This window comes from Streptomyces sp. NPDC048002, from assembly GCF_040653275.1.
Classification (GTDB): domain Bacteria; phylum Actinomycetota; class Actinomycetes; order Streptomycetales; family Streptomycetaceae; genus Streptomyces.
Genome location: NZ_JBEZNL010000013.1, coordinates 85,969 through 110,001, shown reverse-complemented (window position 1 = coordinate 110,001; position 24,033 = coordinate 85,969). Strand labels below are relative to the sequence as shown.

At 71.4% G+C, this 24,033-nt stretch carries 18 protein-coding genes; 12 read left to right on the top strand and 6 right to left on the bottom strand.

The features are described 5' to 3' along the window. The first annotated feature begins 130 nt into the window (after positions 1–130). A complete protein-coding gene (locus tag AB0E07_RS18630; protein ID WP_362252669.1) occupies positions 131–1,135 on the top strand; it encodes a bile acid:sodium symporter family protein in 1,005 nt (334 codons plus the stop codon). On the opposite strand, the gene AB0E07_RS18625 is transcribed toward AB0E07_RS18630, so the two are convergent. The 6 genes from AB0E07_RS18625 to AB0E07_RS18600 form a co-directional block, all read right to left on the bottom strand. After that, positions 1,071–2,294, bottom strand: coding sequence for a DUF4185 domain-containing protein (locus tag AB0E07_RS18625; RefSeq protein ID WP_362252666.1), 1,224 nt, complete (start codon positions 2,292–2,294; stop codon positions 1,071–1,073). The genes AB0E07_RS18630 and AB0E07_RS18625 overlap by 65 nt on opposite strands. A 139-nt stretch (positions 2,295–2,433) precedes the next feature. After that, complete coding sequence (fdhD, locus tag AB0E07_RS18620) at positions 2,434–3,282, bottom strand: formate dehydrogenase accessory sulfurtransferase FdhD (protein WP_362252663.1); 849 nt, start codon at positions 3,280–3,282, stop codon at positions 2,434–2,436. Positions 3,283–3,299: 17 nt separating this feature from the next. Next, positions 3,300–4,160, bottom strand: a complete 861-nt coding sequence (locus AB0E07_RS18615) for a 2Fe-2S iron-sulfur cluster-binding protein (RefSeq protein WP_362252660.1) — start codon at positions 4,158–4,160, stop codon at positions 3,300–3,302. A 28-nt stretch (positions 4,161–4,188) separates the two neighbouring features. Then, complete coding sequence (locus AB0E07_RS18610; protein WP_362252657.1) at positions 4,189–6,006, bottom strand: NADH-ubiquinone oxidoreductase-F iron-sulfur binding region domain-containing protein; 1,818 nt, start codon at positions 6,004–6,006, stop codon at positions 4,189–4,191. Positions 6,007–6,010: 4 nt separating this feature from the next. Then, on the bottom strand, positions 6,011–7,930 hold the full coding sequence (locus AB0E07_RS18605) for a molybdopterin-dependent oxidoreductase (protein ID WP_362252654.1): 1,920 nt from the start codon (positions 7,928–7,930) through the stop codon (positions 6,011–6,013). Continuing rightward, positions 7,927–8,967, bottom strand: coding sequence for a 2-dehydropantoate 2-reductase (locus AB0E07_RS18600; protein ID WP_362252857.1), 1,041 nt, complete (start codon positions 8,965–8,967; stop codon positions 7,927–7,929). Before AB0E07_RS18600 ends, AB0E07_RS18605 begins: the two co-directional genes overlap by 4 nt. 154 nt (positions 8,968–9,121) lie before the next feature. On the opposite strand from AB0E07_RS18600, the gene AB0E07_RS18595 reads away from it, so the two are divergent. The 11 genes from AB0E07_RS18595 to AB0E07_RS18545 all read left to right on the top strand — a co-directional run bounded on the left by AB0E07_RS18595 (position 9,122) and on the right by AB0E07_RS18545 (position 23,950). Further along, entirely contained in the window at positions 9,122–10,480 is a 1,359-nt protein-coding gene (locus AB0E07_RS18595) for an OFA family MFS transporter (RefSeq protein ID WP_362252651.1), read from the top strand. Beyond that, the gene (locus AB0E07_RS18590; protein WP_362252648.1) at positions 10,449–10,583 is read left to right on the top strand and encodes a hypothetical protein; all 135 of its coding nucleotides are present in this window, start codon (positions 10,449–10,451) and stop codon (positions 10,581–10,583) included. Before AB0E07_RS18595 ends, AB0E07_RS18590 begins: the two co-directional genes overlap by 32 nt. A gap of 162 nt (positions 10,584–10,745) precedes the next feature. Then, positions 10,746–11,684: a beta-ketoacyl-ACP synthase III gene (locus AB0E07_RS18585; protein ID WP_362252645.1), complete on the top strand. Its 939-nt coding sequence runs from the start codon at positions 10,746–10,748 to the stop codon at positions 11,682–11,684. Between the two features lie 112 nt (positions 11,685–11,796). After that, entirely contained in the window at positions 11,797–12,474 is a 678-nt protein-coding gene (locus AB0E07_RS18580; protein WP_362252642.1) for a GntR family transcriptional regulator, read from the top strand. Between the two features lie 203 nt (positions 12,475–12,677). Continuing rightward, complete coding sequence (locus tag AB0E07_RS18575) at positions 12,678–13,859, top strand: ROK family transcriptional regulator (protein ID WP_362252639.1); 1,182 nt, start codon at positions 12,678–12,680, stop codon at positions 13,857–13,859. A 113-nt stretch (positions 13,860–13,972) separates the two neighbouring features. Further along, positions 13,973–15,490, top strand: coding sequence for a sugar ABC transporter ATP-binding protein (locus AB0E07_RS18570; RefSeq protein ID WP_362252636.1), 1,518 nt, complete (start codon positions 13,973–13,975; stop codon positions 15,488–15,490). Continuing rightward, positions 15,487–16,506 carry an ABC transporter permease gene (locus AB0E07_RS18565; protein WP_362252633.1) on the top strand — a complete coding sequence of 340 codons (1,020 nt, stop codon included), beginning with the start codon at positions 15,487–15,489 and terminating at the stop codon, positions 16,504–16,506. The genes AB0E07_RS18570 and AB0E07_RS18565 overlap by 4 nt, the downstream gene beginning before the upstream one ends. 17 nt (positions 16,507–16,523) lie before the next feature. Continuing rightward, positions 16,524–17,561 (top strand): substrate-binding domain-containing protein, encoded by a 1,038-nt coding sequence (locus AB0E07_RS18560; protein ID WP_362252630.1) that lies wholly within the window; start codon positions 16,524–16,526, stop codon positions 17,559–17,561. Positions 17,562–17,616: 55 nt separating this feature from the next. Next, a complete protein-coding gene (locus AB0E07_RS18555; RefSeq protein ID WP_362252627.1) occupies positions 17,617–18,828 on the top strand; it encodes a Gfo/Idh/MocA family oxidoreductase in 1,212 nt (403 codons plus the stop codon). A 14-nt stretch (positions 18,829–18,842) separates the two neighbouring features. Further along, the gene (locus AB0E07_RS18550; protein ID WP_362252625.1) at positions 18,843–19,841 is read left to right on the top strand and encodes a sugar phosphate isomerase/epimerase family protein; all 999 of its coding nucleotides are present in this window, start codon (positions 18,843–18,845) and stop codon (positions 19,839–19,841) included. A 377-nt stretch (positions 19,842–20,218) separates the two neighbouring features. Then, positions 20,219–23,950, top strand: coding sequence for a ThuA domain-containing protein (locus tag AB0E07_RS18545; protein WP_362252622.1), 3,732 nt, complete (start codon positions 20,219–20,221; stop codon positions 23,948–23,950). The last annotated feature ends 83 nt before the right edge of the window (positions 23,951–24,033 follow it).

The following is a 24,033-nucleotide window of genomic DNA, read 5'->3' as shown; positions in this document are numbered from 1 at the left end:
GTCAGAGTGGTATGCCGGATTCCCGATCGAGGGCCCGGGGAGGACGATGGAGAGGGCACGCCCGTGCCGGTGACTACGGATGCACAGCGAGTGGTGGAGCCCAGTGAAACGCCTGCGTTGGCCGCGAAGGATGCCGATCGACCCCTACGTCCTCCTGCTGCTGGGGACGGTGGGACTGGCCGCCCTGCTGCCCGCGCGCGGGACCGGCGCCGAGGTGGCCTCCGGCGCCTCCACGGCCGCCATCGCCCTGCTGTTCTTCCTCTACGGAGCCCGGCTCTCCACCCGTGAGGCCCTGGACGGGCTGCGCCACTGGCGCCTCCACCTCACCATCCTGGCCTGCACCTTCCTCGTCTTCCCGCTGCTGGGCCTGGCCGCCCGCGGACTGGTCCCGGTGCTGACCGACCCCCTGTACCAGGGCCTGCTCTTCCTGACCCTGGTGCCCTCCACCGTCCAGTCCTCGATCGCGTTCACCTCCCTCGCCCGCGGCAACGTGCCCGCCGCGATCTGCGCGGGCTCGTTCTCCTCCCTGGTCGGCATCGTCGCCACCCCGCTGCTCGCGGCGAGCCTGCTCGGCAACAGCGGCGGCGGGTTCTCCGCGGACTCGCTGGTGAGGATCGTGCTGCACCTGCTGGTGCCGTTCCTGGCCGGACAGGTCCTGCGCCGCTGGATCGGCGGCTTCATCACCCGGAACAAGCGGATCCTCGGCCTCGTCGACCGCGGCTCGATCCTGCTCGTCGTCTACACCGCGTTCAGCGCGGGCATGGTCCAGGGCGTCTGGCAGCGGGTCAGCCCCGGACGGCTGGCCGTGCTGCTCGCCGTCGAGGCCGTCCTGCTCGCCGTGATGCTCCTGCTCACCTGGTACGGCGCGAAGGCGCTGCGCTTCGACCGCGAAGACCGCATCGCCATCCAGTTCGCCGGCTCCAAGAAGTCCCTGGCCGCCGGACTGCCCATGGCGAGCGTCCTGTTCGGCGCGCACGCCTCACTGGCCGTGCTGCCGCTGATGCTCTTCCACCAGATGCAGCTCATGGTCTGCGCGGTGATCGCGAAGCGGCGCTCGCGGGACCCGGAGGTCAGCGCGGAGCCGCCAGCCGCAGCGTCACGAATCGCGGTCGGTACAGGGACACGTTCCGGCTGAGGTGCGCCGCAGCGCCCGTCGTCTCCAGCCAGTTGACGTCGTAGCTGAGCACCAGCCGCCCGCCTCCGCTCAGCACCGGATGGGCCTGCGGGTTGTACGCGGCGACCTGCCCCTCGGGCAGGGCGGGAGTGAAGTCCCGGGTCGGCCCGTGCCAGGGCCCGGTGGGCGAGCAGGCCCAGTACGAGGTGACGGTGGTCAGCCCCGAGCCGCCCGCCGCCATCGTGAACAGCACGTACGTCCGGCCGTCGCGCACCACCGAGAACGCGCTGCCCACCCCGGTGCGCCGCCCGTCGCCGAGCACCGGCCGCGGCCGGACCCCCGCCGCCCACTCCTTCCCGTCCCAGTACTCCCAGGCCGCGGGGTCGGCGAGCCCGCCCTCCGGCACCCGGGCCGCGTAGGCGCGGGAGGCGGGCCGGGACACGGCCCGGCCGTCGTCGCCGCCGAAGACGTACGTCCAGCCGTCCTCCTCGACCAGGGTCGTGCCGAACAGCACCCGCCGGGACGGGTCGGTGACGGAACGCTGGTCGAGGACCCGCGCGGTGGACTCCAGGCGCAGATCGGGCAGGGACAGGGTGGCCACCTCGGTGGCGGTGGGCACCCCGTAGATCCACGGTGCCTGCCCGGCCGTCCGCACCCACAGCACCACCCGCAGGACCAGGTCGGCGGAGCCGGGCCGGCGGGGTTCCACCCGGGCCGCGACCGGCCAGCGCCAGCTGCCGGGGCCCGGGTCGCCGAAGAGCGGGGCCGGGAGGGTGCTCTCCAGCCGCCCGTCGCGCATCACCACCGCCGAGTTGCGCACCAGCGGCGCCGTGGCGTCCCGCCAGGCGTAGGACTCGCCGACCGGGTTGGGCGGGCCGTACACCCGGCCCAGATAGGTGTCGGAGAACAGCCACAGCACCCGGCCGTCCGGCAGCCGCACCGAGTGGGTGCCGTCGCCGCCGGTCCAGTCGTCGGTGCGCGCGGCGTCGTCGCCGTACCGGGCGAACTCCGCGGTCAGCCGCTCGTCGGCCGACCACGAGCGGACCGTGCGGGCCGGGCAGGCGCCCGCGCCCTCCTCGTCCTCGGGCAGCGCGCTGAGCAGCACGGCGCCCAGGACCAGGGCCAGCAGCAGACCGAGGCCCGTTCCCGCGCGGTGGCGCGCTCGTGCGTCGTCGGACACGCTCCGGGACGTTAGTGGCAGGCGCGCTCCGGGTCCATGGGGCCTTCGGCGGCCACCGAACCGGCCGAGGCGGGGCCCCCGCGGCGCAGGGGGCGCTCCCCGCCTGCGAGGGCCCCGCCGCCGTGCGGCGGGGAGACCGTCAGCCCTGGGCGGCCGCGGCCCGTACGGCGATCCGGTCCTCGCCCGCGTACACGTTCATCGAACTGCCCCGCAGGAAGCCCACCAGGGTCAGGCCCGTCTCGGCCGCGAGGTCCACGGCCAGCGAGGAGGGGGCCGACACCGCCGCCAGCACCGGGATCCCGGCCATCACGGCCTTCTGCGCCAGCTCGAACGAGGCGCGCCCGGAGACCAGCAGGATCGTGCGGGACAGCGGCAGGCCGCCGCTCTGGAGGGCGCGGCCGACCAGCTTGTCGACGGCGTTGTGCCGGCCCACGTCCTCCCGGACGTCGAGCAGCTGCCCGTCCTCGCTGAACAGGGCCGCCGCGTGCAGCCCGCCGGTGCGGTCGAAGACCCGCTGGGCGGCGCGCAGCCGATCGGGCAGCGCCGCCAGCAGCGCGGGCTCGATCCGCAGCGGGGGAGTGTCGGCGATCGGCCAGCGCGCCGTCGTGCGGACGGCGTCCAGGCTGGCCTTGCCGCACAGCCCGCAGGAGGAGGTGGTGTAGACGTTCCGTTCGAGCGTGATCTCCGGGAGGATCACGCCCGCCGAGGTCCGCACGTCCACCACGTTGTAGGTGTTCGAACCGTCCTCGGTGGCGCCCGCGCAGTAGACGATGTTCGTCAGGTCGGCGGCGGCGCCCAGCACCCCCTCGCTCACCAGGAACCCGGCGGCGAGCGCGAAGTCGTCGCCGGGGGTGCGCATGGTGATCGCGAGGGGTTTGCCGTTGAGCCGGATCTCCAGGGGTTCCTCGGCGACGAGCGTGTCGGGCCGGGAGCTGACCGCCCCGTCCCGGATACGGATCACCTTGCGTCGTTCCGTGACTCGTCCCATGTCCCGATCAGCCCCGATCAGTTCCGGTTCTGGACGTGCTGGTAGCCGAAGCGTCCCTTGATGCACAGGTTGCCGTGGGTCACCGGGTTGTCGTGCGGCGAGGTGACCTTCACGATCTCATTGTCCTGCACGTGCAGGGTGAGGTTGCAGCCCACTCCGCAGTACGCGCACACCGTCGTCGTCTCCATCTGCGCCGACTCGTCCCAGGTGCCCGCCGCCCGCATGTCGAACTCGGACTTGAAGGACAGCGCCCCGGTCGGACACACCTCCACGCAGTTCCCGCAGTACACGCAGGCCGAGTCGGGCAGGGCCGCGTCGTGCTCCACCGCGATCCGGGCGTCGAAGCCGCGCCCGGCCACCGAGATCGCGAAGGTGTTCTGCCACTGGTCGCCGCAGGCGTCCACGCACTTGTAGCAGAGGACGCACTTGCCGTAGTCCCGCACGTACAGCTCGTTGTCGACGCGGGGCTCCTCGTCCAGCCGGGCCGCGTCCGGTCCGAAGCGGTCCGGCTCGGCCCCGTAGTCCCTGATCCACTCGGCCGCCCGCGGGGTGGTCGACAGGTCGACGGAGGAGGCGAGCAGTTCCAGGACCACCTTGCGGCTGTGCCGGGCCCGCTCGCCGTCCGTGCTCACCCGCATGCCCGGCTCGGCCCTGCGGGAGCAGGCCGGGACCAGGGTCCGGGACCCCTCGACCTCGACCACGCAGACCCGGCAGGCGTTCTTGGGGCGCAGGGTGTCGCCCTCGCACAGGGTCGGCACGTCCTTCCCGGCGGCCCGGCAGGCGTCGAGGATCGTCGAGCCCTCCGGTGCGCGCACCGGTTCCCCGTCGAGGGTGAACTCCAGCAGCCGGCGGGGGACGCCCAGCGGTGTCACGGTCATGCGCGGGCCCCCGGACGGTCGATGACGGTCATTCGTACGCCCCCAGACGGTCGATGGCGGATTCCACGGCGTTCCACGCGGTCTGTCCCAGACCGCAGATCGAGGCGTCCCGCATGGCGCGGCCGACCTCCCTGAGCAGGGCGATGTCATCGGCCGCCGCCGCGCCCGTGCGGTCCGCGATCCGGTGCAGCGCCTCCTCCTGGCGCACGGTCCCCACCCGGCAGGGCACGCACTGCCCGCAGGACTCGTCCCGGAAGAACTCGGCGATGCGCAGCAGCAGCCGGGGCAGCGGCACCGTGTCGTCGAAGGCCATGACGACCCCGGATCCGAGGGTGGTGCCCGCCTCCCGGGTCCCCTCGAAGGTGAGCGGCACGTCCAGTTCGTCGGGGCGTACGAAGCCGCCCGCGGCGCCGCCCAGCAGCACCGCGCGCAGGCCGTCCCGCACCCCGGCCAGGGTGAGCAGCTCGCCCAGCGTCGCGCCGAACGGCAGCTCGTAGACACCGGGCCGGTCCACGCTTCCCGAGACGCAGTAGAGCTTCGGTCCGGTGGACCCGGGGGTGCCGACGGCCGCGTACGCCTGGGCGCCCATGGTCAGTACGGGCAGCACGTTGACGAGGGTCTCGACGTTGTTCTCCACCGTCGGTTTTCCGAACAGGCCCTTCTCCACCGGGAACGGGGGCTTGGAGCGGGGTTCGCCCCGGTAGCCCTCGATGGAGTTGAACAGCGCGGTCTCCTCGCCGCAGATGTAGGCGCCGGCGCCCCGCCGGATCTCGATGTCGAAGGCGTAGCCCTGGCCGAGGACGTCCGCGCCGAGCAGCCCGCGCGCCCTGGCCCGGTCGACGGCGTGCTCCATCCGGCGCAGGGCGCGCGGGTACTCGCCGCGCAGATACAGGTAGCCGTGGTGGGCCCCGGTCGCGTACCCGGCGATCGTCATCGCCTCGATGAGGGCGTACGGATCGCCCTCCATGAGCACGCGGTCCTTGAAGGTGCCGGGCTCGGACTCGTCGGCGTTGCAGACCAGGTAGTGCGGGCGGTCCGGCTGGGACGCGGTGGCCTGCCACTTGCGGCCGGTGGGGAAGGCGGCCCCGCCCCGTCCGACCAGGCCGGAGTCGGTCACCTCGCGGATGACGCCCGCCGGGCCCAGCTCGAAGGCCCGGCGCAGGGCGGTGTAGCCGCCGTGGGCGCGGTAGTCGTCCAGGGAGGCCGGGTCGACGACGCCGACGCGGGCGAGCAGCGTCAGTCCCGCCGAGCCCGCCTGCGGCACGGCCACCGCCGCCGGCGGTTCCTCCGGCGCGGAGTCCGGGGAGGTCGCGGCGAGCACGGCCGTACGCACGGTGGCCGGCGCCGCCACGGCCGTACGCACCGGATCACCGGCCCGGACCGCCAGCGCCGCCGGAGCCCGCTCGCACAGGCCGAGGCACGGGCCGCGCTCCACCCGCACCCCGGGGCCCAGGCCCGCCTCGACGCCCGCGCACAACGCGCCCGCGCCTGCCGCCGTACAGGCCAGGTCGGTGCAGACGTGGAGCACGGTCGCCGGGCGGGGCCGGACGGAGAACAGGGCGTAGAAGGTGGCGACGCCGTACGCCTCGGCTGGCGGCACCGTCAGCCGGCGGCACAGGTAGTCCAGGGCGCCGTCGCTGATCCAGCCGATCCGGTCGTTGATCGCGTGCAGCCCCGGCAGCAGCAGGTCCCGGCGCTCCCGGGCCGTGCGTCCGCCGCGCGCCCACCTCAGGTCGGCGTCGGAGCGGTCGGCGCCCTCCCACGAGGACTCCGGTGGGCCCAACAGGGCGTCTACGGCGGCCCGTTCGTCGTCCGTCGGCTTGCTGTCACCGAAGTGCAGGTCCACTGGATCACCTCACGATGGTCGCGACGGGAAGCTTCTCGATCCGGATCGCCGACGCCTTGAACTCCGCCGTCCCTGCGATCGGGCAGTTGGCCTCGATCGTCAGCTGGTTGGTGTCGACCTCGTCGGGAAAGTGCATGGTCATGAAGGCGAGGCCGGGCCTGAGGTCGGTGTCGATCCACACCGGCGCGACCACGGACCCCCGGCGCGAGCTGACCAGCACCTCCTCGCCCACCCGCACCCCGTACCGCTCGGCGTCCTCCGGGCACAGCTCGACGAACTCCCCGCGCCGCAGCGGCGAGGCGTAACTCCCGCTCTGAACACCGGTGTTGTACGAGTCCAGGCGCCGCCCGGTGGTCAGCCTGATCGGGTAGCGCTCGTCGGTGAGGTCGACCGGAGGATCGTGCCGGACGATCCCGAACGGCGCCGGCACACCGCGCGCGGCCGGGTCCGCCTCCCACAACCTGCCGTGCAGATAGGAGGGTTCGAGCGACTCCGTGCTCGGGCAGGGCCACTGGATGCCCTGGTGCCGCTCCAGCCGCTCGTACGTCATCCCGTGATGGTCGGGGGAGAGGGACCTCAGTTCGTTCCAGACGGCCTCGGCGTCGGCGTACTTCCACGCGTGGCCGAGCCGGGCCGCCAGCTCGCAGATGATGTCGATGTCCTCGCGCGCCTCACCGGGTGGGGTGACCGCCCGCCGTACCCGCTGCACCCGCCGCTCGCTGTTGGTGGTGGTGCCGTCGGTCTCGGCCCACCCGGCGGTCGCGGGCAGGACCACGTCGGCCAGCTCCGCGGTCCTGGTGAGGAAGATGTCCTGCACCACCAGGAAGTCCAGCCGCCCCATCCGGCGCACGGCCTGCTCGCTGTCGGCCTCGGACTGAGCCGGGTTCTCCCCGATGCAGTAGACCGCCCTGAGCGCGCCCTCCTCCATCGCCTCGAACATCTCGGTGAGGTTGAGCCCGTAGTGCGGCTGGATGACGGTGTCCCAGGCCGACTCGAACTTCAGCCGGGACCCGGCGTCGAGGATGTCCTGGAACCCCGGGAGCCGGTTGGGGATCGCGCCCATGTCGCCGCCGCCCTGCACGTTGTTCTGACCGCGCAGCGGCTGGAGACCGGAGCCCCAGCGGCCCACGTGACCGGTCAGCAGGGACAGGTTGATCAGGGCGCGGACGTTGTCGGTGCCGTTGTGGTGCTCGGTGATGCCGAGGGTCCAGCACAACTGGGCGCGCTCGGCGCGGGCGTAGGCGTGCGCCAACTCCTCGATGGCGGAAGCCGGTACGCCCGTCACCTTCTCCGCGAGCGACAGCGTCCAGGGCTCGACGAGCGCCCGGTACTCCTCGAAGCCGGTGGTGGCCCGCTCCACGAAGGACTCGTTCACCAGGCCGGCGTGGATGATCTCCCGGCCGACCGCGTGGGCCATCGGGATGTCGGTGCCGACGTTCAGCCCGAGCCAGCTCTCCGCCCACTCGGCGGTCGACGTCCGGCGCGGGTCGACCGCGTACATCCGGGCGCCGTTCCTGATCCCCTTCAGCACGTGCTGGAAGAAGATCGGGTGCGCGAAGCGGGCGTTGGAGCCCCACATCACGACGACGTCGGTGTGCTCGATCTCCTCGTAGCTGGAGGTCCCGCCGCCGGAGCCGAAGGCCGCCGACAGGCCCGCCACGCTCGGCGCGTGGCAGGTGCGGTTGCAGGAGTCGACGTTGTTGGTGCCCATCACGACCCGGGCGAACTTCTGGGCCACGTAGTTCATCTCGTTGGTGGCGCGGGCGCAGGAGAACATCCCGAAGGCGCCGCGGTGTCGGTCCAGGCCCCGGGCGGCCCGGTCCAGGGCCTCCTCCCAGCCGGCCTCGCGGAAGGGCTCGTCACGGGAGTCCCGGACGAGGGGACGCGTGAGCCTCGTATAGGTCTTCGCCTGCCGTTTCCTCATGCGGCACTCCTCAGTGCGAGCAGGTCAGAGATGGCGTGCACGGTGCGCAGGGTGGGCACCTGGACGCCGGTGATCTCCGCGAGTTCCACGACGGCCGCGAGCAGGACGTCGAGTTCGAGCGGCTTGCCGCGCTCCAGGTCCTGGAGCGTGGAGGTGCGGTGGTCGCCGACCTTCTCGGCGCCGGCCATCCGGCGCTCGATGGAGACGCCGACCTCGCAGCCGAGGGCCTCGGCCACGGCGAGCGTCTCGGCCATCATGGTCTCGATCACCCTGCGGGTGCCGCCGTGCAGGCACATCTGCCGCATGGTGGCGCGGGCCAGCGCGCTGATCGGGTTGAAGGAGATGTTGCCGAGCAGCTTGAGCCAGATGTCGTTGCGCAGGTCCGGCTCGACCGGGCACTTCAGACCGCCGGCCCGCATCGCCTCGCTGAACGCCAGACAGCGCGGCGAGACGCTGCGGTCGGGCTCCCCGACGGAGAACCGAGTGCCTTCCAAGTGCCGTACCAGGCCCGGCCCTTCCAGCTCGGTGGCGGCGTAGACGACACAGCCGACCGCCCGCTCGGGCGCGAGCACCGCGCTGACCGCGCCGCCGGGGTCGACACTGTGCACACGGTGGCCGTCGTGCGGGCCGCCGTGCCGGTGGAAGTACCACCAGGGGATGCCGTTCTGGGCGGCCACCACCGCCGTGGAGTCGTGCAGCAGGGGTTCGATCAGCGGCCCGCACGCCGCGTACGCGTTGGCCTTCAGACCCAGGAACACGTAGTCGACCGGGCCGACTTCGGCCGGGTCGTCGGTGGCGTGGGCGAAGGCGGTGAAGTCACCGCGCGGGCTGAGCACCCGCACGCCGTGCTGCCTCATGGCCGCCAGATGCGGTCCACGGGCGACGAGATGGACGTCGGCGCCGGCGCGGTGGAGCGCGGCACCGACATAGGCGCCGATCGCACCGGCGCCGAGGACTGCGACTTTCATACGGGGGAGCTCCGTTCGGCCGAGGGGTACCGCGGAGTTGACGCACCGCCGACACGCTGTCGACGAAATATTGTCTACAGTATGCTCGTTGGGGCGGCAAGGGGTCGCGCAGCACGGAAGAACCGGTCGGTCCGACCGTTCGTCGCGCGGTGCGTACCGCTCACCGCATACGGTCGACTCGTTGGGTTCTCAACCACCCGCCGTCTTCCTACCGTTCCGGATCATGAGTCCCCCCATGGCACCCCCGGGATGGAGCCGCTGGCTCGTTCCCCCCGCCGCCCTCTCGGTCCACCTCTCCATCGGACAGGCCTACGCCTGGTCGGTGTTCAAGCCGCCGCTGGAGTCCGCGCTCGGTCTGAGCGGCACGCAGAGCGCGCTCCCCTTCCAGCTGGGCATCGTCATGCTCGGCCTGTCGGCCGCGTTCGGCGGCACGCTGGTCGAGCGCAACGGGCCGCGCTGGGCGATGACCGTCGCCCTGTGCTGCTTCTCCTCCGGCTTCCTGCTCTCCGCCCTCGGCGCCGCCACCGAGCAGTACTGGCTGATCGTGCTCGGCTACGGCTTCGTCGGCGGCATCGGCCTCGGCATCGGCTACATCTCGCCCGTCTCAACCCTGATCAAGTGGTTCCCGGACCGGCCCGGCATGGCCACCGGTATCGCCATCATGGGCTTCGGCGGCGGCGCGCTGATCGCCTCGCCGTGGTCGGCGCGGATGCTGGAGTCCTTCGGCGGCGACTCCTCCGGGATCGCGCTGGCCTTCCTCGTCCACGGTCTGTCGTACGCGGTGTTCATGCTGCTGGGCGTCCTGCTGGTCAGGGTTCCGCGGAACGTCCCGGCGGTGCGCGGCGGCACGGAGTCCGCGGCGGCCCGACCGGCCCCCGCCGGCCCGCAGGTGACCGCGAAGCAGGCGATCCGCACCCCCCAGTTCTGGTGCCTGTGGGTCGTGCTCTGCATGAACGTCACCGCGGGCATCGGCATCCTGGAGAAGGCCGCCCCGATGATCACCGACTTCTTCGCCGACACCTCGACAACGGTGTCGGCGACCGCCGCGGCCGGCTTCGTCGCGCTGCTCTCGGCCGCCAACATGGCCGGGCGCATCGGCTGGTCCTCCACCTCCGACCTGATCGGCCGGAAGAACATCTACCGCGTCTACCTGGGCGTCGGCGCGCTGATGTACGCCTCCATCGCCCTCTTCGGCGACACCTCCAAGCCGCTGTTCGTCCTCTGCGCGCTGGTGATCCTCTCCTTCTACGGCGGCGGCTTCGCCACCATCCCCGCCTATCTGAAGGATCTCTTCGGCACCCACCAGGTCGGCGCCATCCACGGCCGGCTGCTCACCGCCTGGTCCACCGCCGGAGTCCTCGGACCACTGATCGTCAACTGGATCGCCGACCGGCAGGAGGAGGCCGGGAGGACCGGCGCCTCCTTGTACGGACTGTCCTTCGCCATCATGATCGGCCTGCTGGCCGTCGGTTTCGTCGCCAACGAACTGGTCCGGCCCGTCCACCCCCGCCACCACCACGTCCCCGCACCCCGTCAGGAGGCCGTCCCCGATGTCGAACGACAGCAGTCAGAGTCCGCCTGACCGGCGCGGGCTGATCGCCTTCGCCTGGCTGTGGGTGGGCCTGCCGCTCGCCTACGGCCTGTACGAACTGGTGCGGAAGGCGACCCAGCTGTTCACCGGGTGACCGGGGCGGCCGGCCGTTCGAAAAGTGTTCGGGTGTCCGAGTGCCTGATGGAAGCCGACAACCCCGGCGCCCGTTTCCTGTGGCATCACCTGCCGTCGTACCCGTGAGTCACTGATCAGACTGGTGGATCCCGCTACCCAAGGCAACGAGGGGGACCCCCCGATGAACGGCTCGCGCATCGCCGCGGTCGGCCACTACCAGCCGGCCAAGGTGCTCACCAACGAGGACCTGGCCGGCCTGGTCGACACCAGTGACGAGTGGATCAGTTCCCGGGTGGGCATCCGCACACGCCACATCGCCGGACCCGACGAACCCGTCGACGAGCTCGCCGGGCACGCCGCGGCCAAGGCGCTCGCCGCGGCCGGCCGGACGCCGGGCGACATCGACCTGGTGCTGGTGGCCACCTCCACCGCCGTCGACCGCTCCCCGAACATGGCCGCCCGGGTCGCCGCCCGGCTCGGCATCCCCTCGCCCGCCGCGATGGATGTCAACGTGGTGTGCGCCGGCTTCACCCACGCGCTGGCCACCGCCGACCACGCGGTCCGGGCCGGCGCCGCCACCCGTGCCCTGGTGATCGGCGCCGACAAGATGTCCGACGTGACGGACTGGACCGACCGGACGACCTGTGTCCTCGTCGGCGACGGCGCCGGGGCGGCGGTCGTGGAGGCCGCGGACGAGCCCGGCATCGGCCCGGTGCTGTGGGGATCGGTGCCCGAGATGGGGCACGCCGTGCGCATCGAGGGAACGCCGTCGCGGTTCGCCCAGGAGGGGCAGAGCGTCTACCGCTGGGCCACCACCAAGCTGCCGGCCATCGCCCGCCAGGCGTGCGAACGGTCCGGGGTCACCCCGGCCGACCTCGCCGCGGTCGTCCTGCACCAGGCCAACCTGCGGATCATCGAGCCGCTCGCCCAGCGGATCGGCGCCGTGAACGCCGTGGTCGCCAAGGACGTCGTCGACTCCGGGAACACCTCCGCCGCCAGCATCCCGCTCGCCTTCTCCAAGCTCGTCGAACGCGGCGAGATCTCCACCGGCGACCCGGTGCTGCTGTTCGGCTTCGGCGGGAACCTGTCGTACGCGGGGCAGGTCGTCCGCTGCCCGTGATCGCGGGTGTGACGCGGCCAACTCCCCCTTTGCCTGGCCTTTGTGCGCCGTAGACTGTAGACGAAAGACAATCCTTTGTTCTGCTGTCCGACGGCTCTGGAGGGGGACGGCGATGTTGTCGACAGGACTGCCGCAGGGGGCTGTGCCCAAGCTCGAACGACCCGGTCCACTGCGCGACCGGGTCTACGAGGCGCTCCTCGAACTCATCACCACCCGTGCCCTGCGCCCCGGCCAGCACCTGGTCGAGAGTGAACTCGCCGGGCATCTCGGGGTCTCCCGGCAGCCGGTGCGCGAGGCCCTGCAACGGCTGAACACCGAGGGCTGGGTCGATCTGCGGCCCGCCCAGGGCGCGTTCGTGCACGAGCCCACCGAGGAGGAGGCCGACCAGCTGCTCACCGTGCGCACGCTGCTGGAGGCCGAGGCGGCCCGGCTCGCCGCCGCCAACGCCGGCGCGGCCGGTATCACCGCGCTGGAGGAGCTGTGCGCCGAGGGCGAGCGCGCGGTGGAGGGCGACGACGTGGACGGCGCCGTCGCCCTCAACGCCCGCTTCCACGCGAAGGTGATGGAGCTGGCGGGCAACGCCGTCCTCGCCGAACTCGCCGCCCAGGTGGACCGCAGGGTGCGCTGGTACTACACGCCGATCGCCCGGCAGCGCGGGAAGCAGTCCTGGATCGAGCACCGCCGGCTCATCGCGGCGATCTCCGGCCGGGACCAGGTGCGCGCCACCGAGCTGATGCGCGAGCACACCGAGCACACCCGGACCTCCTACCACGCCCGTCAGCGCGGCTGAGTCGCGCCGCGCGTCAGGAGTGCGGCACACGGGGTCCGGTCGACCCTCGCGGTGCCGACCGGACCCGGCTTTGTCCTGTGAGTGGAAAAAGTCGGGAGCAATTCCTGCACAGCTTCTTCCCAGCCACGGCGCCCACTGCTACGTTCCCCTCGAAAGCACGGCGACCGGTGGCCGATTGAGGCGGGGAGGGGCATGTGAGACGCATGACGGCACGACCCGCGAACGCCCATCAGGCCCGGCTGCTCAAGCTGTTGCGCGACGGGGGTCCCAACTCCCGTGCGCAACTGGGTGACCAGGTCGACCTGTCGCGGTCCAAGCTGGCCGTGGAGGTGGACCGGCTGCTGGAGACGGGCCTGGTCGTGGCCGACGGACTCGCCGCCTCGCGCGGTGGCCGCCGCTCCCACAACATCCGGCTCAACCCGGGGCTCCGTTTCCTCGGTGTCGACATCGGCGCGACCTCGGTCGACGTCGCCGTCACCAACGCGGAACTGGAGATCCTCGGACACCTCAACCACCCCATGGACGTGCGCGAGGGTCCGGTCGCGGTCTTCGAGCAGGTCCTCGCCATGGCCGCCAAACTGCGGGCGTCCGGGCTCGCGGAGGGGTACGACGGCGCCGGCATCGGCGTCCCCGGCCCGGTCCGCTTCCCCGAGGGCGTCCCGGTGGCCCCGCCGATCATGCCGGGCTGGGACGGCTTCCCGGTCCGGGAGGCGCTCAGCCAGGAACTCGGCTGCCCGGTCATGGTCGACAACGACGTGAACCTGATGGCCATGGGGGAGCAGCACGCGGGCGTGGCACGTTCCGTGGGCGACTTCCTCTGCGTGAAGATCGGCACCGGTATCGGCTGCGGCATCGTCGTCGGCGGTGACGTCCACCGCGGTGTCACGGGCAGCGCCGGCGACATCGGCCACATCCAGGCGGTACCCGACGGCAGGCCCTGCGCCTGCGGCAACCGGGGCTGTCTGGAAGCCCACTTCAGCGGGGCCGCCCTGGCCCGGGACGCCGTGGAGGCGGCCCAGCAGGGGCGGTCGGCCGAACTCGCCGGGCTGCTGGAGACGAACGGCGGCCTCACCGCCGTCGACGTCGCCGCGGCGGCCGCGGCGGGCGACGCCACCGCCCTCGAACTGATCCGTGAGGGCGGAAACCGCACCGGCCAGGTCATCGCCGGTCTCGTCAGCTTCTTCAACCCGGGCCTGGTGGTGATCGGCGGCGGGGTGACCGGCCTCGGCCACACCCTGCTCGCCGCGATCCGCACCCAGGTCTACCGCCAGTCGCTGCCTTTGGCGACCGGCAACCTGCCCATCGTGCTGGGCGAGCTCGGCCCCACCGCCGGAGTCATCGGCGCGGCCCGGCTCATCAGCGACCACCTGTTCTCACCCGCGTAACCGCACGCTTCGCGAGGAGCCGGCGCAACCGGCTCGTTACACGAGTCACTCCAGTACGGCGCCCTGCTCCGCCCTGCCCTGAAACCGGCCCGCACGCCCGCCAAGGGGAGCCCATGGCACCAGAACCACCGCTGCTCAGCATGTCCGACATCACCAAGTCCTTCCCCGGTGTCCGGGCCCTCGACGGAGTCGATCTCGACGTCCAGGAGGGGGAGGTGCACTGTCTGCTCGGCCAGAACGGCGCCGGGAAGTCCACCCTCATCAAGGTCCTGGCCGGCGCCCACCAGCCCGGCAGCGGCACCATCCGCTGGCGCGGCGAGGAGGTCACCCTGCGCTCGCCCATCGCCGCCATGCGGCTGGGCATCGCCACCATCTACCAGGAACTCGACCTGGTCGAGCACCTGTCGGTGGCCGAGAACGTCCACCTCGGCCACGAACCGACCGCCGCCGGCTTCGTCGTCCGCAGGAAGGAGGCGCGGGCCTCGACGGCCCGGCTCCTCAAGCGGCTCGGGCACCCCGAGATCGAACCCGCCCGGCTGGTGGGGGAGTTGTCGGCGGCCCAGCAGCAGATCGTCTCCATGGCACGGGCGCTCTCCCACGACGTACGGCTCATCGTGATGGACGAACCGTCCGCCGCCCTGGACCCGGACGAGGTCGACAACCTCTTCCGGATCGTCGGGGACCTGACCGCCGAGGGCGTCGCCGTCGTCTACATCTCGCACCGCCTGGAGGAGATCCGGCGCATCGGCGACCGGGTGACCGTGCTCAAGGACGGCCGGGCCGTGGCGGTCGGACTGCCCGCCAAGTCGACCCCCACCCGGGACGTCGTCGCGCTGATGACCGGCCGCAACGTCGAGTACGTCTTCCCCGAACGGCCCGTGTCCGACGCCTCGGGCACCCCGGTCCTCCAGGTCAAGGGGCTCTCCCGGGAAGGGGAGTTCGAGCCGCTGGACCTGGAGATCAGGCCCGGCGAGATCGTCGGGCTCGCCGGCCTCGTCGGCTCCGGGCGCTCGGAGATCCTGGAGACGATCTACGGAGCGCGCCGCCCGAGCGGAGGCCAAGTCCTCGTCGACGGAACCCCGTTGCGGTCGGGGAGCGTCCGGGCAGCAGTGGCCGCCGGACTCGGGCTCGCCCCCGAGGAACGCAAGGCGCAGGCCCTGCTGATGCTGGAGTCCGTCACCCGCAATGTCTCGGTCTCCTCCATGTCCCGCTTCTCCCGCGGCGGCTGGATCGACCGGGGCGCCGAACTCGGCGCGGCGCGCGCCGCCACCCGCGAGCTGTCCCTCCGGCCCGACAACCCCACCGCGCCCGTGCGCACCCTGTCCGGCGGCAACCAGCAGAAGGCGGTCCTCGCCCGCTGGTTGCTGCGCGGCTGCCGGGTACTGCTCCTCGACGAACCCACCCGGGGCGTCGACGTGGGCGCCCGCGCCGAGCTGTACGCGGTCGTCCGGCGCCTCGCCGACGAGGGCCTCGCCGTGCTGCTCGTCTCCAGCGAGGTGCCCGAGGTGCTCGGCCTCGCCGACCGTGTCCTGGTCCTCAGGGAGGGGCGGGTCGTGCACACCGCGCCCGCCCGTGAACTCGACGAACACCGTGTCCTCGACCTCGTCATGGAAGGAAGCCCGGCGTCATGACGCAGCACGCGTCCCCACCGAGGGACGGCACCGGCAAGACCGCGGCGATGCCCCAACTCCCGCCCTGGCGCGGCATGATGGCCCGCGCCGACGTCCGCACCCTCTCCCTGCTCGGAGTGCTCGCGGCACTGATCGTCATCGGCGGCATCACCAAGCCCGACGAGTTCCTCGACACCCGCAACCTCCAACTCGTCCTCACCCAGGCCTCCGTGATCGGTGTCGTCACCGTCGGCATGACCTTCGTCATCACCTCCGGCGGCATCGACCTCTCGGTCGGCGCGATCGTCGCCCTCGCCTCGGTGTGGGCGACCACGGTCGCCACCCAGGACTACGGCTTCGGCGGGGTGCTGTTCACCGCGGTCCTGGTCGGCGTCGGCTGCGGCCTGGTCAACGGCCTGCTCATCGCGTACGGCGGGATGGTCCCGTTCATCGCGACCCTCGCGATGCTCGCCTCCGCCCGCGGCCTGGCTCTCCAGATCACCGACGGCAAGACACAGATCGTCAGCATCCCGAGCATCCTCGACCTCGGCGAACGAGACGCCTACGTCCTCGGCGTCCCGCCGCTGGTGATGGTCTTCGCCGTCGTCACGGTGATCGGCTGGCTGATCCTCAACCGCACCACCTTCGGCCGCCGCACCGTCGCCGTCGGCGGCAACTCCGAGGCGGCGCGCCTGGCCGGCATCGACGTCCGCCGCCAGCGTCTCTACCTCTACCTGCTGTCCGGACTGTGCTGCGGCATCGCCGCCTTCCTGCTGATCATCCTGTCCGGCTCCGGCCAGAACACCAACGGAAACCTCTACGAACTCGACGCCATCGCGGCCGCGATCATCGGCGGCACGCTGCTCAGCGGCGGCCGGGGCACCATCACCGGCTCCGTCCTCGGCGTCCTGATCTTCACCACCATCACCAACATCTTCGCCCTGAACAACCTGCAGAGCGACGTCCAGCAGATCGCCAAGGGCGCGATCATCGTCGCCGCCGTGCTGGTCCAGCGCCGTACCGCAAGCACGACCTGAGGAAAGGGTTCACCGCCATGCCAGAGTTCACGAGTCGCAGAGGGCTGCTGTTCGGATCCGCCGCCGTGGGCGCGGGCGTCCTCCTCGCGGGGTGCACCAGCAACGAGTCGGACGACGAACCGGCCGCCAACGACCAGCCGGCCGCCGACGACAAGCCCGGCAAGGCCGTCACCATCGGCTTCGCCGGCCCGCAGGCCGACCACGGCTGGCTCAACGCCATCAACGACAACGCCAAGAACCGGGCGAAGAAGTACTCCGACGTCACCCTGGAGATCACCGAGGGCTCCAACGACACCGCCGCCCAGATCGGCCAGATCGAGACGCTGATCAACAAGAAGGTCGACGTCCTGGTGGTGCTGCCCGCCGACGGCAAGGCCCTCACCCAGGTCGGACTGAAGGCGATGCGCGCAGGCATCCCGGTCATCAACCTCGACCGCATCTTCAACTCGCCCCAGGCGTACCGCTGCTGGATCGGCGGCGACAACTACGGCATGGGCCTGAACGCGGGTCACTACATCGGCGAGAAGCTCAAGGACAAGTCCGGCGCCAAGGTCATCGAACTCGCGGGCCTGGACAACCTGGAGCTGACCCAGCAGCGCACTCAGGGCTTCGACGACGCCCTGAAGAACTACCCCAACATCGAGAAGGTGGCCCGCCAGGCCGCCGAGTTCACGGTGGAGTCCGGGCAGGCCAAGATGGCCCAACTGCTCCAGGCGCAGTCCGACTTCGACGCTCTGTGGAACCACGACGACGACCAGGGTGTCGGCGCGCTGCGCGCCATCGAACAGGCTGGACGGGACGACTTCCTGATGGTCGGCGGGGCCGGCGCGCTCTCCGCGTTCGAGGCCATCAAGCAGGACAGCGGGGTGCTCAAGGCGACGGTCCTGTACCCGCCGACCATGGCCGCCTCCGCGATCGACCTGGCCCGCGCGCTCGGCCAGGCCAAGGGCGTCGGCGGGCTCGCCGAGTTCGAGATCCCCGCCTCGCTGACCCTGTACTCGGCCGTCGTCGACAAGGAGAACGTCGACCAGTACATGCCCACCGGTTTCAAGTGAGCCGTGCCGTCCACCGGTTGAGCCACCCCCGACGAAGCACGAGGAGGACATCCGCATGGCACAGCCCGAGCAGTCAGAAGGTGCCGAGGCCGAGAAGCCGCCGCTGCGCGTCGGCATGGTCGGCTACGCCTTCATGGGCGCCGCCCACTCCCAGGGCTGGCGCACCGTGGGGCGCGTCTTCGACCTGCCCCGGCGTCCCGTCCTGGCCGCGGTCTGCGGCCGGGACGCGGCCGCCGTGCGCCGGGCCGCGGACCGGCACGGCTGGGCGGCGGCCGAGACCGACTGGCGGGCGCTGATCGCCCGGGACGACGTCGACCTCGTCGACATCTGCACCCCCGGGGACAGCCACGCCGAGATCGCGGTCGCCGCGCTGGAGGCCGGGAAACACGTCCTGTGCGAGAAACCCCTCGCGAACTCCGTCGAGGAGGCCGAGGCCATGGTGCGGGCGGCCGAGGAGGCCGAGCGGCGCGGGCAGGTGGCGATGGTGGGGTTCAACTACCGTCGCCTGCCCGCCACCGCGCTCGCCCGCGGCATGGTCGCCGAGGGCCGGCTCGGCCGGCTCCGGCACGTGCGGGTCACCTACCTCCAGGACTGGCTGGTGGACCCGCAGTTCCCGCTCACCTGGCGGCTGCGCAGGGAACACGCCGGGTCGGGCTCGCTCGGCGACCTCGGCGCGCACATCGTGGACCTCGCGCAGTACGTGGCGGGGGAGCGCCTGGCGGGGGTGTCGGCGCTGACCGAGACCTTCGTACGGACCCGGCCGCTGCCCGGCGGGTCCGTGCAGGGGCTGTCCGCGGTCTCGGCCGACGGCGGCACCGGCCAGGTCACCGTGGACGACGCCGCCCTGTTCACCGCCCGCTTCCCCTCCGGCGCGCTGGCCTCCTTCGAGGCGACCCGCTTCGCCACCGGACGCAAGAACGCCCTGCGGCTCGAACTCAACGGCGAGCGCGGTTCGCTCGCCTTCGACCTGGAGCGGCTCAACGAGCTGGAGTACCACGACGGCACGGAGCCCGCCGCGCGCGCCGGCTTCCGCCGCATCCTGGTCACCGAACCCGACCATCCGTACCTGGACGCCTGGTGGCCCCCGGGCCACGGCCTCGGGTACGAGCACTCCTTCGTCCACCAGGCCCGCGACCTGGTCCACGCCGTCGCCGAGGGCCGGGGGCCCGAGCCGTCCTTCGCCGACGGGCTCCAGGTGCAGCGGGTGCTCGCGGCGGTGGAGGAGAGCGCCGAGAAGAACTCCGTCTACACGCCCATAGCGGTCTGAGGAGGCCCCTGGTCATGCCGCGCACGTTCACGCTCTTCACCGGCCAGTGGGCCGACCTCCCGCTGGAGGAGGTCTGCCGCCTGGCCCGCGACTTCGGTTACGACGGACTCGAACTGGCTTGCTGGGGCGACCACTTCGAGGTCGACAAGGCGCTCGCCGACCCCGGCTACCTCGCCTCCCGGCACGAACTGCTCGACAAGTACGGGCTGAAGTGCTGGGCGATTTCCAACCATCTGGTCGGCCAGGCGGTCTGCGACGCCATCATCGACGAGCGCCACCGGGCGATCCTGCCGGACGCGGTGTGGGGCGACGGCGACCCCGAGGGGGTGCGGCGGCGCGCGGCCACCCGGATCGCGGACACCGCGCGGGCCGCCGCGGCCTTCGGCGTCGACACCGTCATCGGCTTCACCGGCTCCGCCATCTGGCACCTGGTCGCCATGTTCCCGCCCGCTCCCGAGTCGATGATCGAACGCGGCTACGAGGACTTCGCGGAGCGCTGGAACCCGATCCTCGACGTCTTCGACGCCGAGGGCGTCCGCTTCGCCCACGAGGTCCACCCCGGCGAGATCGCCTACGACTACTGGACGACCCGGCGCGCGCTGGAGGCGGTCGGCCGACGGCCGGCCTTCGGGCTGAACTTCGACCCCTCCCACTTCGTGTGGCAGGACCTCGACCCGGTCGGCTTCCTCTGGGACTTCCGGGACCGGATCTACCACGTCGACTGCAAGGAGGCCCGCAAGCGCCTCGACGGGCGCAACGGCCGGCTCGGCTCCCACCTGCCCTGGGGCGACCCGCGCCGCGGCTGGGACTTCGTCTCCGCGGGGCACGGCGACGTCCCCTGGGAGGACGTCTTCCGGATGCTGCGCTCCATCGACTACACGGGTCCCGTCTCGGTCGAGTGGGAGGACGCGGGCATGGACCGGCTCCAGGGCGCCCCGGAGGCCCTGACCCGGCTGAAGGCCTACGACTTCGAGCCGCCCAGCGCGTCCTTCGACGCGGCGTTCAACAGCTGAATCGGGTATCCGACGGCGGGTCGGGACGGGGTCGGCGCAACCACCGGTCCCCTCTCCGACCTGCCCTGATGCCACTTTGTCCTGAGCCGGGAAAAAGTTGAATCAATCCCGGTGCAAGGGGTGTTCGACTCGCACTGACACGGTTAACGTCCCTGATGTGTTCAGGACAGAGTCGTCAGTTGGAAACAGGCTCGTGAGCCGAGAACAGGCTTGTGAGCCGAGAACAGGCTCGTGAGTCCAGGACACACCGAAGTGCCCTCCGCGCCCATGGAAAGCGCTCACGGCACACACCTCCGGGGTGACGGCGCACCCCGGCGCCCGCACCGCACGTCTCCGCACCCATCCCACACGGCCCACACCGTTCCCGGAGGGACTTCGTGCACAGCACCGGATCCACCCGCACCCGCACCCGAAGAAGCCCCAGGCTTCGCACCGCCCTCGCCCTCTTCACCGGCCTCGTCCTGGCCGTCGGCGCCCCGGCGACCGTCGCCGGCGCCCACCCCGGCCACCCCGGCCACCCCGAGCACGACGAACCGGCCGCCGCCGAGGGGCAGTTCCAGCAGGTTCCGCTCGCCAAGGGCGAACCCGAGACGGGCGAGCCCATGTCGCTCGCCGTCCTCCCCGACCTCAGCGTCCTGCACACCTCGCGCGACGGCACGCTCCGCCTGACCGACCAGGGCGGCGTCACCAAGGTCGCCGGCAAACTCGACGTCTACAGCCACGACGAGGAGGGCCTCCAGGGCGTCGGCATCGACCCGGACTTCGAGAACAACCGGGCGATCTACCTCTACTACGCCCCGCCGCTGGACACCCCCGCCGGGGACGCCCCCGAGACCGGCACCGCCGAGGAGTTCGCGAGGTTCGACGGCGTCAACCGCCTCTCCCGCTTCGTCCTCAACGGCAACGGCACACTGAACCTCGCCAGCGAGAAGAAGGTCATCGACGTCGCGGCCTCCCGCGGCACCTGCTGCCACGTCGGCGGCGACATCGACTTCGACGCGGACGGCAACCTGTACCTGTCGACCGGCGACGACACCAACCCCTTCGCCTCCGACGGCTACACCCCGATCGACGACCGCGAGGGGCGCAACCCCGCCTTCGACGCACGCCGCAGCTCCGGCAACACCAACGACCTGCGCGGCAAGATCCTCCGTATCAAGGTCGCCGAGGACGGCTCCTACACCGTCCCCGAGGGCAACCTCTTCACCCCGGGCACCGAGAAGACCCGCCCCGAGATCTACGCGATGGGCTTCCGCAACCCGTTCCGGATGAGCGTCGACGACAAGACCGGCACCGTGTACGTCGGCGACTACGGCCCCGACGCGGGTGCGGCCTCGCCGACACGCGGCCCGGCCGGACAGGTCGAGTTCGCCAAGGTCACCGAGGCCGCCAACTTTGGCTGGCCGTTCTGCACCGGCGACAACGACCCTTACGTCGACTACGACTTCGCCGCCGGCACCTCCGGCGAGACCTTCGACTGCGCCGCGCCGAGGAACACCTCGCCGCACAACACCGGCCTGGTCGACCTGCCGCCCGCGCAGGCGGCCTGGATCCCCTACGACGGCGGCTCCGTGCCCGAGTTCGGCAGCGGTTCCGAGTCCCCGATGGCCGGACCTGTCTATCGCTACGACCCCGACCTCGACTCCAGCGTGAAGTTCCCCGAGTCCTACGACGGAGACTTCTTCGCCGGTGAGTTCGGGCGCCGCTGGATCAAGCGCATCGAGCAGAACGCGGACGGCACCGTCGCGAAGATCAACGACTTCCCGTGGACCGGCACCCAGATCATGGACATGGAGTTCGGCCCCGACGGCGCGCTCTACGTCCTCGACTACGGCGTCTCCTGGTTCCAGGGCGACGAGCACTCCGCGCTGTACCGGATCGAGAACGCCGAGGACGGCTTCTCCCCGATCGCCGAGGCCACCGCCGACCGGACGTCCGGAGCGGCCGGCCTGAAGGTCACCTTCACCGGGACCGCCAAGGACGCCGACTTCCCGGAGCTGACCTACAGCTGGGACTTCGGCGACGGCACCACCGGCGAGGGGCTCAGCCCGACCCACAAGTACAAGAAGGTCGGCACCTACAGCGCCACCTTCACCGCCACCGACCCCGAGGGCAATACCGGCAACGCCAGCGTCCGGATCGTCGTCGGCAACACCGAGCCCAAGGTACGGATCGACATCCCGGGCAACGGCGCGCTCGCCGAGTTCGGCAAGCCCGTCCCCTTCAAGGTGACCGTCACCGACCCCGAGGAGACCGTCGACTGCACCAAGGTCAAGGTCGCCTACAGCCTCGGCCACGATTCCCACGCCCACGAACTCACCAGCGAGACGGGCTGCGAGGGCACCCTCACCCCGCCGCCCGGTGACGGCGGACACGACCCCAACGCCAACATCTACGGTGTCGTCGGCGCCAGTTACACCGACGGCGGCGCCAACGGCCAGGAGGCACTCACCGGTACGGCCCGCGCCGTCCTCCAGCCGCTGCACCGCCAGGCCGAGCACTTCGGCAGGCAGTCCGGCATCCAGACCTACGACAAGGCCGGAGCCAACGGCGGCAAGACCGTAGGCGACATCAACGACGGCGACTGGATCTCCTTCAGCCCCTACCGCTTCGACGGCCAGAAGAAGCTGACCGTACGGGCCTCCTCCGGCGGCTCGGGCGGCTTCGTCGAACTGCGCACCGGCTCACCCGACGGACCCCTGCACGGCTCGGCGTACATCCCGCCCACCGGCAGCTGGGACACCTTCCAGAACGTCGACGTCCCGCTGCGCGCCCTGCCCCGGGGCACCACGGAGATCTACCTCGTCTTCAAGGGCGGCGACGGCGCGCTCTACGACGTCGACGACTTCGAGTTCTCCAAGGAACCCTTCAAGGGCGGCAAGAAGGTCCTGGTCTTCTCCAAGACCGCCGGATTCCGGCACGACTCCATCCCGGCCGGCATCGCGGCCCTGAAGGAACTGGGCGCCCCGGCCGGCGTCACCGTCGACGCGACCGAGGAGGCACGCCAGTTCACCACCGCCAACCTCGCCAAGTACGACGCGGTGGCCTTCCTGTCCACCACCGGTGACGTCCTCAACGCCGAGCAGCAGCAGGCGTTCGAGAAGTACGTCGCGGGCGGCGGCGGATACCTGGGCATCCACGCCGCCGCCGACACCGAGTACGACTGGGAGTTCTACGGCGGCCTGGTCGGCGCCTACTTCGACTCGCACCCGGCCATCCAGAAGGCCACCGTGCGCGTCGAGGACCACGACCACCCGTCCACCGCGCACCTCGGCGACACCTGGGAGCGCACCGACGAGTGGTACAACTACCGCACCAACCCGCGCGGACAGGCCAAGGTCCTCGCCACCCTGGACGAGACCACCTACCAGGGCGGCACCATGAAGGGCGACCACCCGATCGCCTGGTGCCAGAGCTACGGCGGCGGCCGGTCCTTCTACACCGGCGGCGGCCACACCAAGGAGTCCTACGCCGACGAAGCCTTCCGTGCCCACCTGCTCGGCGGCCTCCAGTACGCCACCGGCCAGGTCAAGGCGGACTGCAAGCCGAGCAAGGACCACCGGAAGATCTTCAACGGGCAGACCCTGGACGGCTGGAAGCAGGCCGGCCCCGGCAAGTTCGACGTCCAGGACGGCACCCTGGTCTCCGAGGGCGGCATGGGCCTGCTCTGGTACCAGGCCAAGGAGCTGAAGTCGTACTCGCTCAAGCTCGACTGGAAGATGCGCGGCGACGACAACTCCGGGATCTTCGTGGGCTTCCCCGCCTCCGACGACCCCTGGTCCGCGGTGAACAAGGGCTACGAGATCCAGATCGACGCCACCGACGCGGCCGACCGCACCACGGGTGCCGTGTACTCCTTCAAGTCGGCGAACATCAAGGCCCGTGACCAGGTTCTCCGGCCGCCCGGCCAGTGGAACTCCTACGAGATCAAGGTCCAGGGCGAACGCCTCCAGGTGTTCCTCAACGGCGTGAAGATCAACGACTTCACGAACAAGGACCCCGAGCGGAGCCTGACCGACGGCTACATCGGCCTGCAGAACCACGGTGCCGCCGACCAGGTCTCCTTCCGCGACATCCGGCTGAAGGAACTGCCCACCACGGGCGGCTGAGCGACGGCGGGCGGAGGACGCCGGACCTCCGCCCGCCGTCTTCGTACCACCCCCACCAGGCTCGCGCACGATCAGGAGGCTGC

Bases quoted from the DNA above. Each gene is read 5' to 3' on its own strand.
- AB0E07_RS18555 (WP_362252627.1), top strand. From the start codon at position 17,617: ATGGCACAGCCCGAGCAGTCAGAAGGTGCCGAGGCCGAGAAGCCGCCG.
- AB0E07_RS18550 (WP_362252625.1), top strand. From the start codon at position 18,843: ATGCCGCGCACGTTCACGCTCTTCACCGGCCAGTGGGCCGACCTCCCG.
- AB0E07_RS18595 (WP_362252651.1), top strand. From the start codon at position 9,122: ATGAGTCCCCCCATGGCACCCCCGGGATGGAGCCGCTGGCTCGTTCCC.
- AB0E07_RS18605 (WP_362252654.1), bottom strand. From the start codon at position 7,930: ATGAGGAAACGGCAGGCGAAGACCTATACGAGGCTCACGCGTCCCCTC.
- AB0E07_RS18560 (WP_362252630.1), top strand. From the start codon at position 16,524: ATGCCAGAGTTCACGAGTCGCAGAGGGCTGCTGTTCGGATCCGCCGCC.
- AB0E07_RS18575 (WP_362252639.1), top strand. From the start codon at position 12,678: ATGACGGCACGACCCGCGAACGCCCATCAGGCCCGGCTGCTCAAGCTG.
- AB0E07_RS18630 (WP_362252669.1), top strand. From the start codon at position 131: ATGCCGATCGACCCCTACGTCCTCCTGCTGCTGGGGACGGTGGGACTG.
- AB0E07_RS18590 (WP_362252648.1), top strand. From the start codon at position 10,449: ATGTCGAACGACAGCAGTCAGAGTCCGCCTGACCGGCGCGGGCTGATC.
- AB0E07_RS18585 (WP_362252645.1), top strand. From the start codon at position 10,746: ATGAACGGCTCGCGCATCGCCGCGGTCGGCCACTACCAGCCGGCCAAG.
- AB0E07_RS18565 (WP_362252633.1), top strand. From the start codon at position 15,487: ATGACGCAGCACGCGTCCCCACCGAGGGACGGCACCGGCAAGACCGCG.
- AB0E07_RS18570 (WP_362252636.1), top strand. From the start codon at position 13,973: ATGGCACCAGAACCACCGCTGCTCAGCATGTCCGACATCACCAAGTCC.
- AB0E07_RS18580 (WP_362252642.1), top strand. From the start codon at position 11,797: ATGTTGTCGACAGGACTGCCGCAGGGGGCTGTGCCCAAGCTCGAACGA.
- fdhD (WP_362252663.1), bottom strand. From the start codon at position 3,282: ATGGGACGAGTCACGGAACGACGCAAGGTGATCCGTATCCGGGACGGG.
- AB0E07_RS18615 (WP_362252660.1), bottom strand. From the start codon at position 4,160: ATGACCGTGACACCGCTGGGCGTCCCCCGCCGGCTGCTGGAGTTCACC.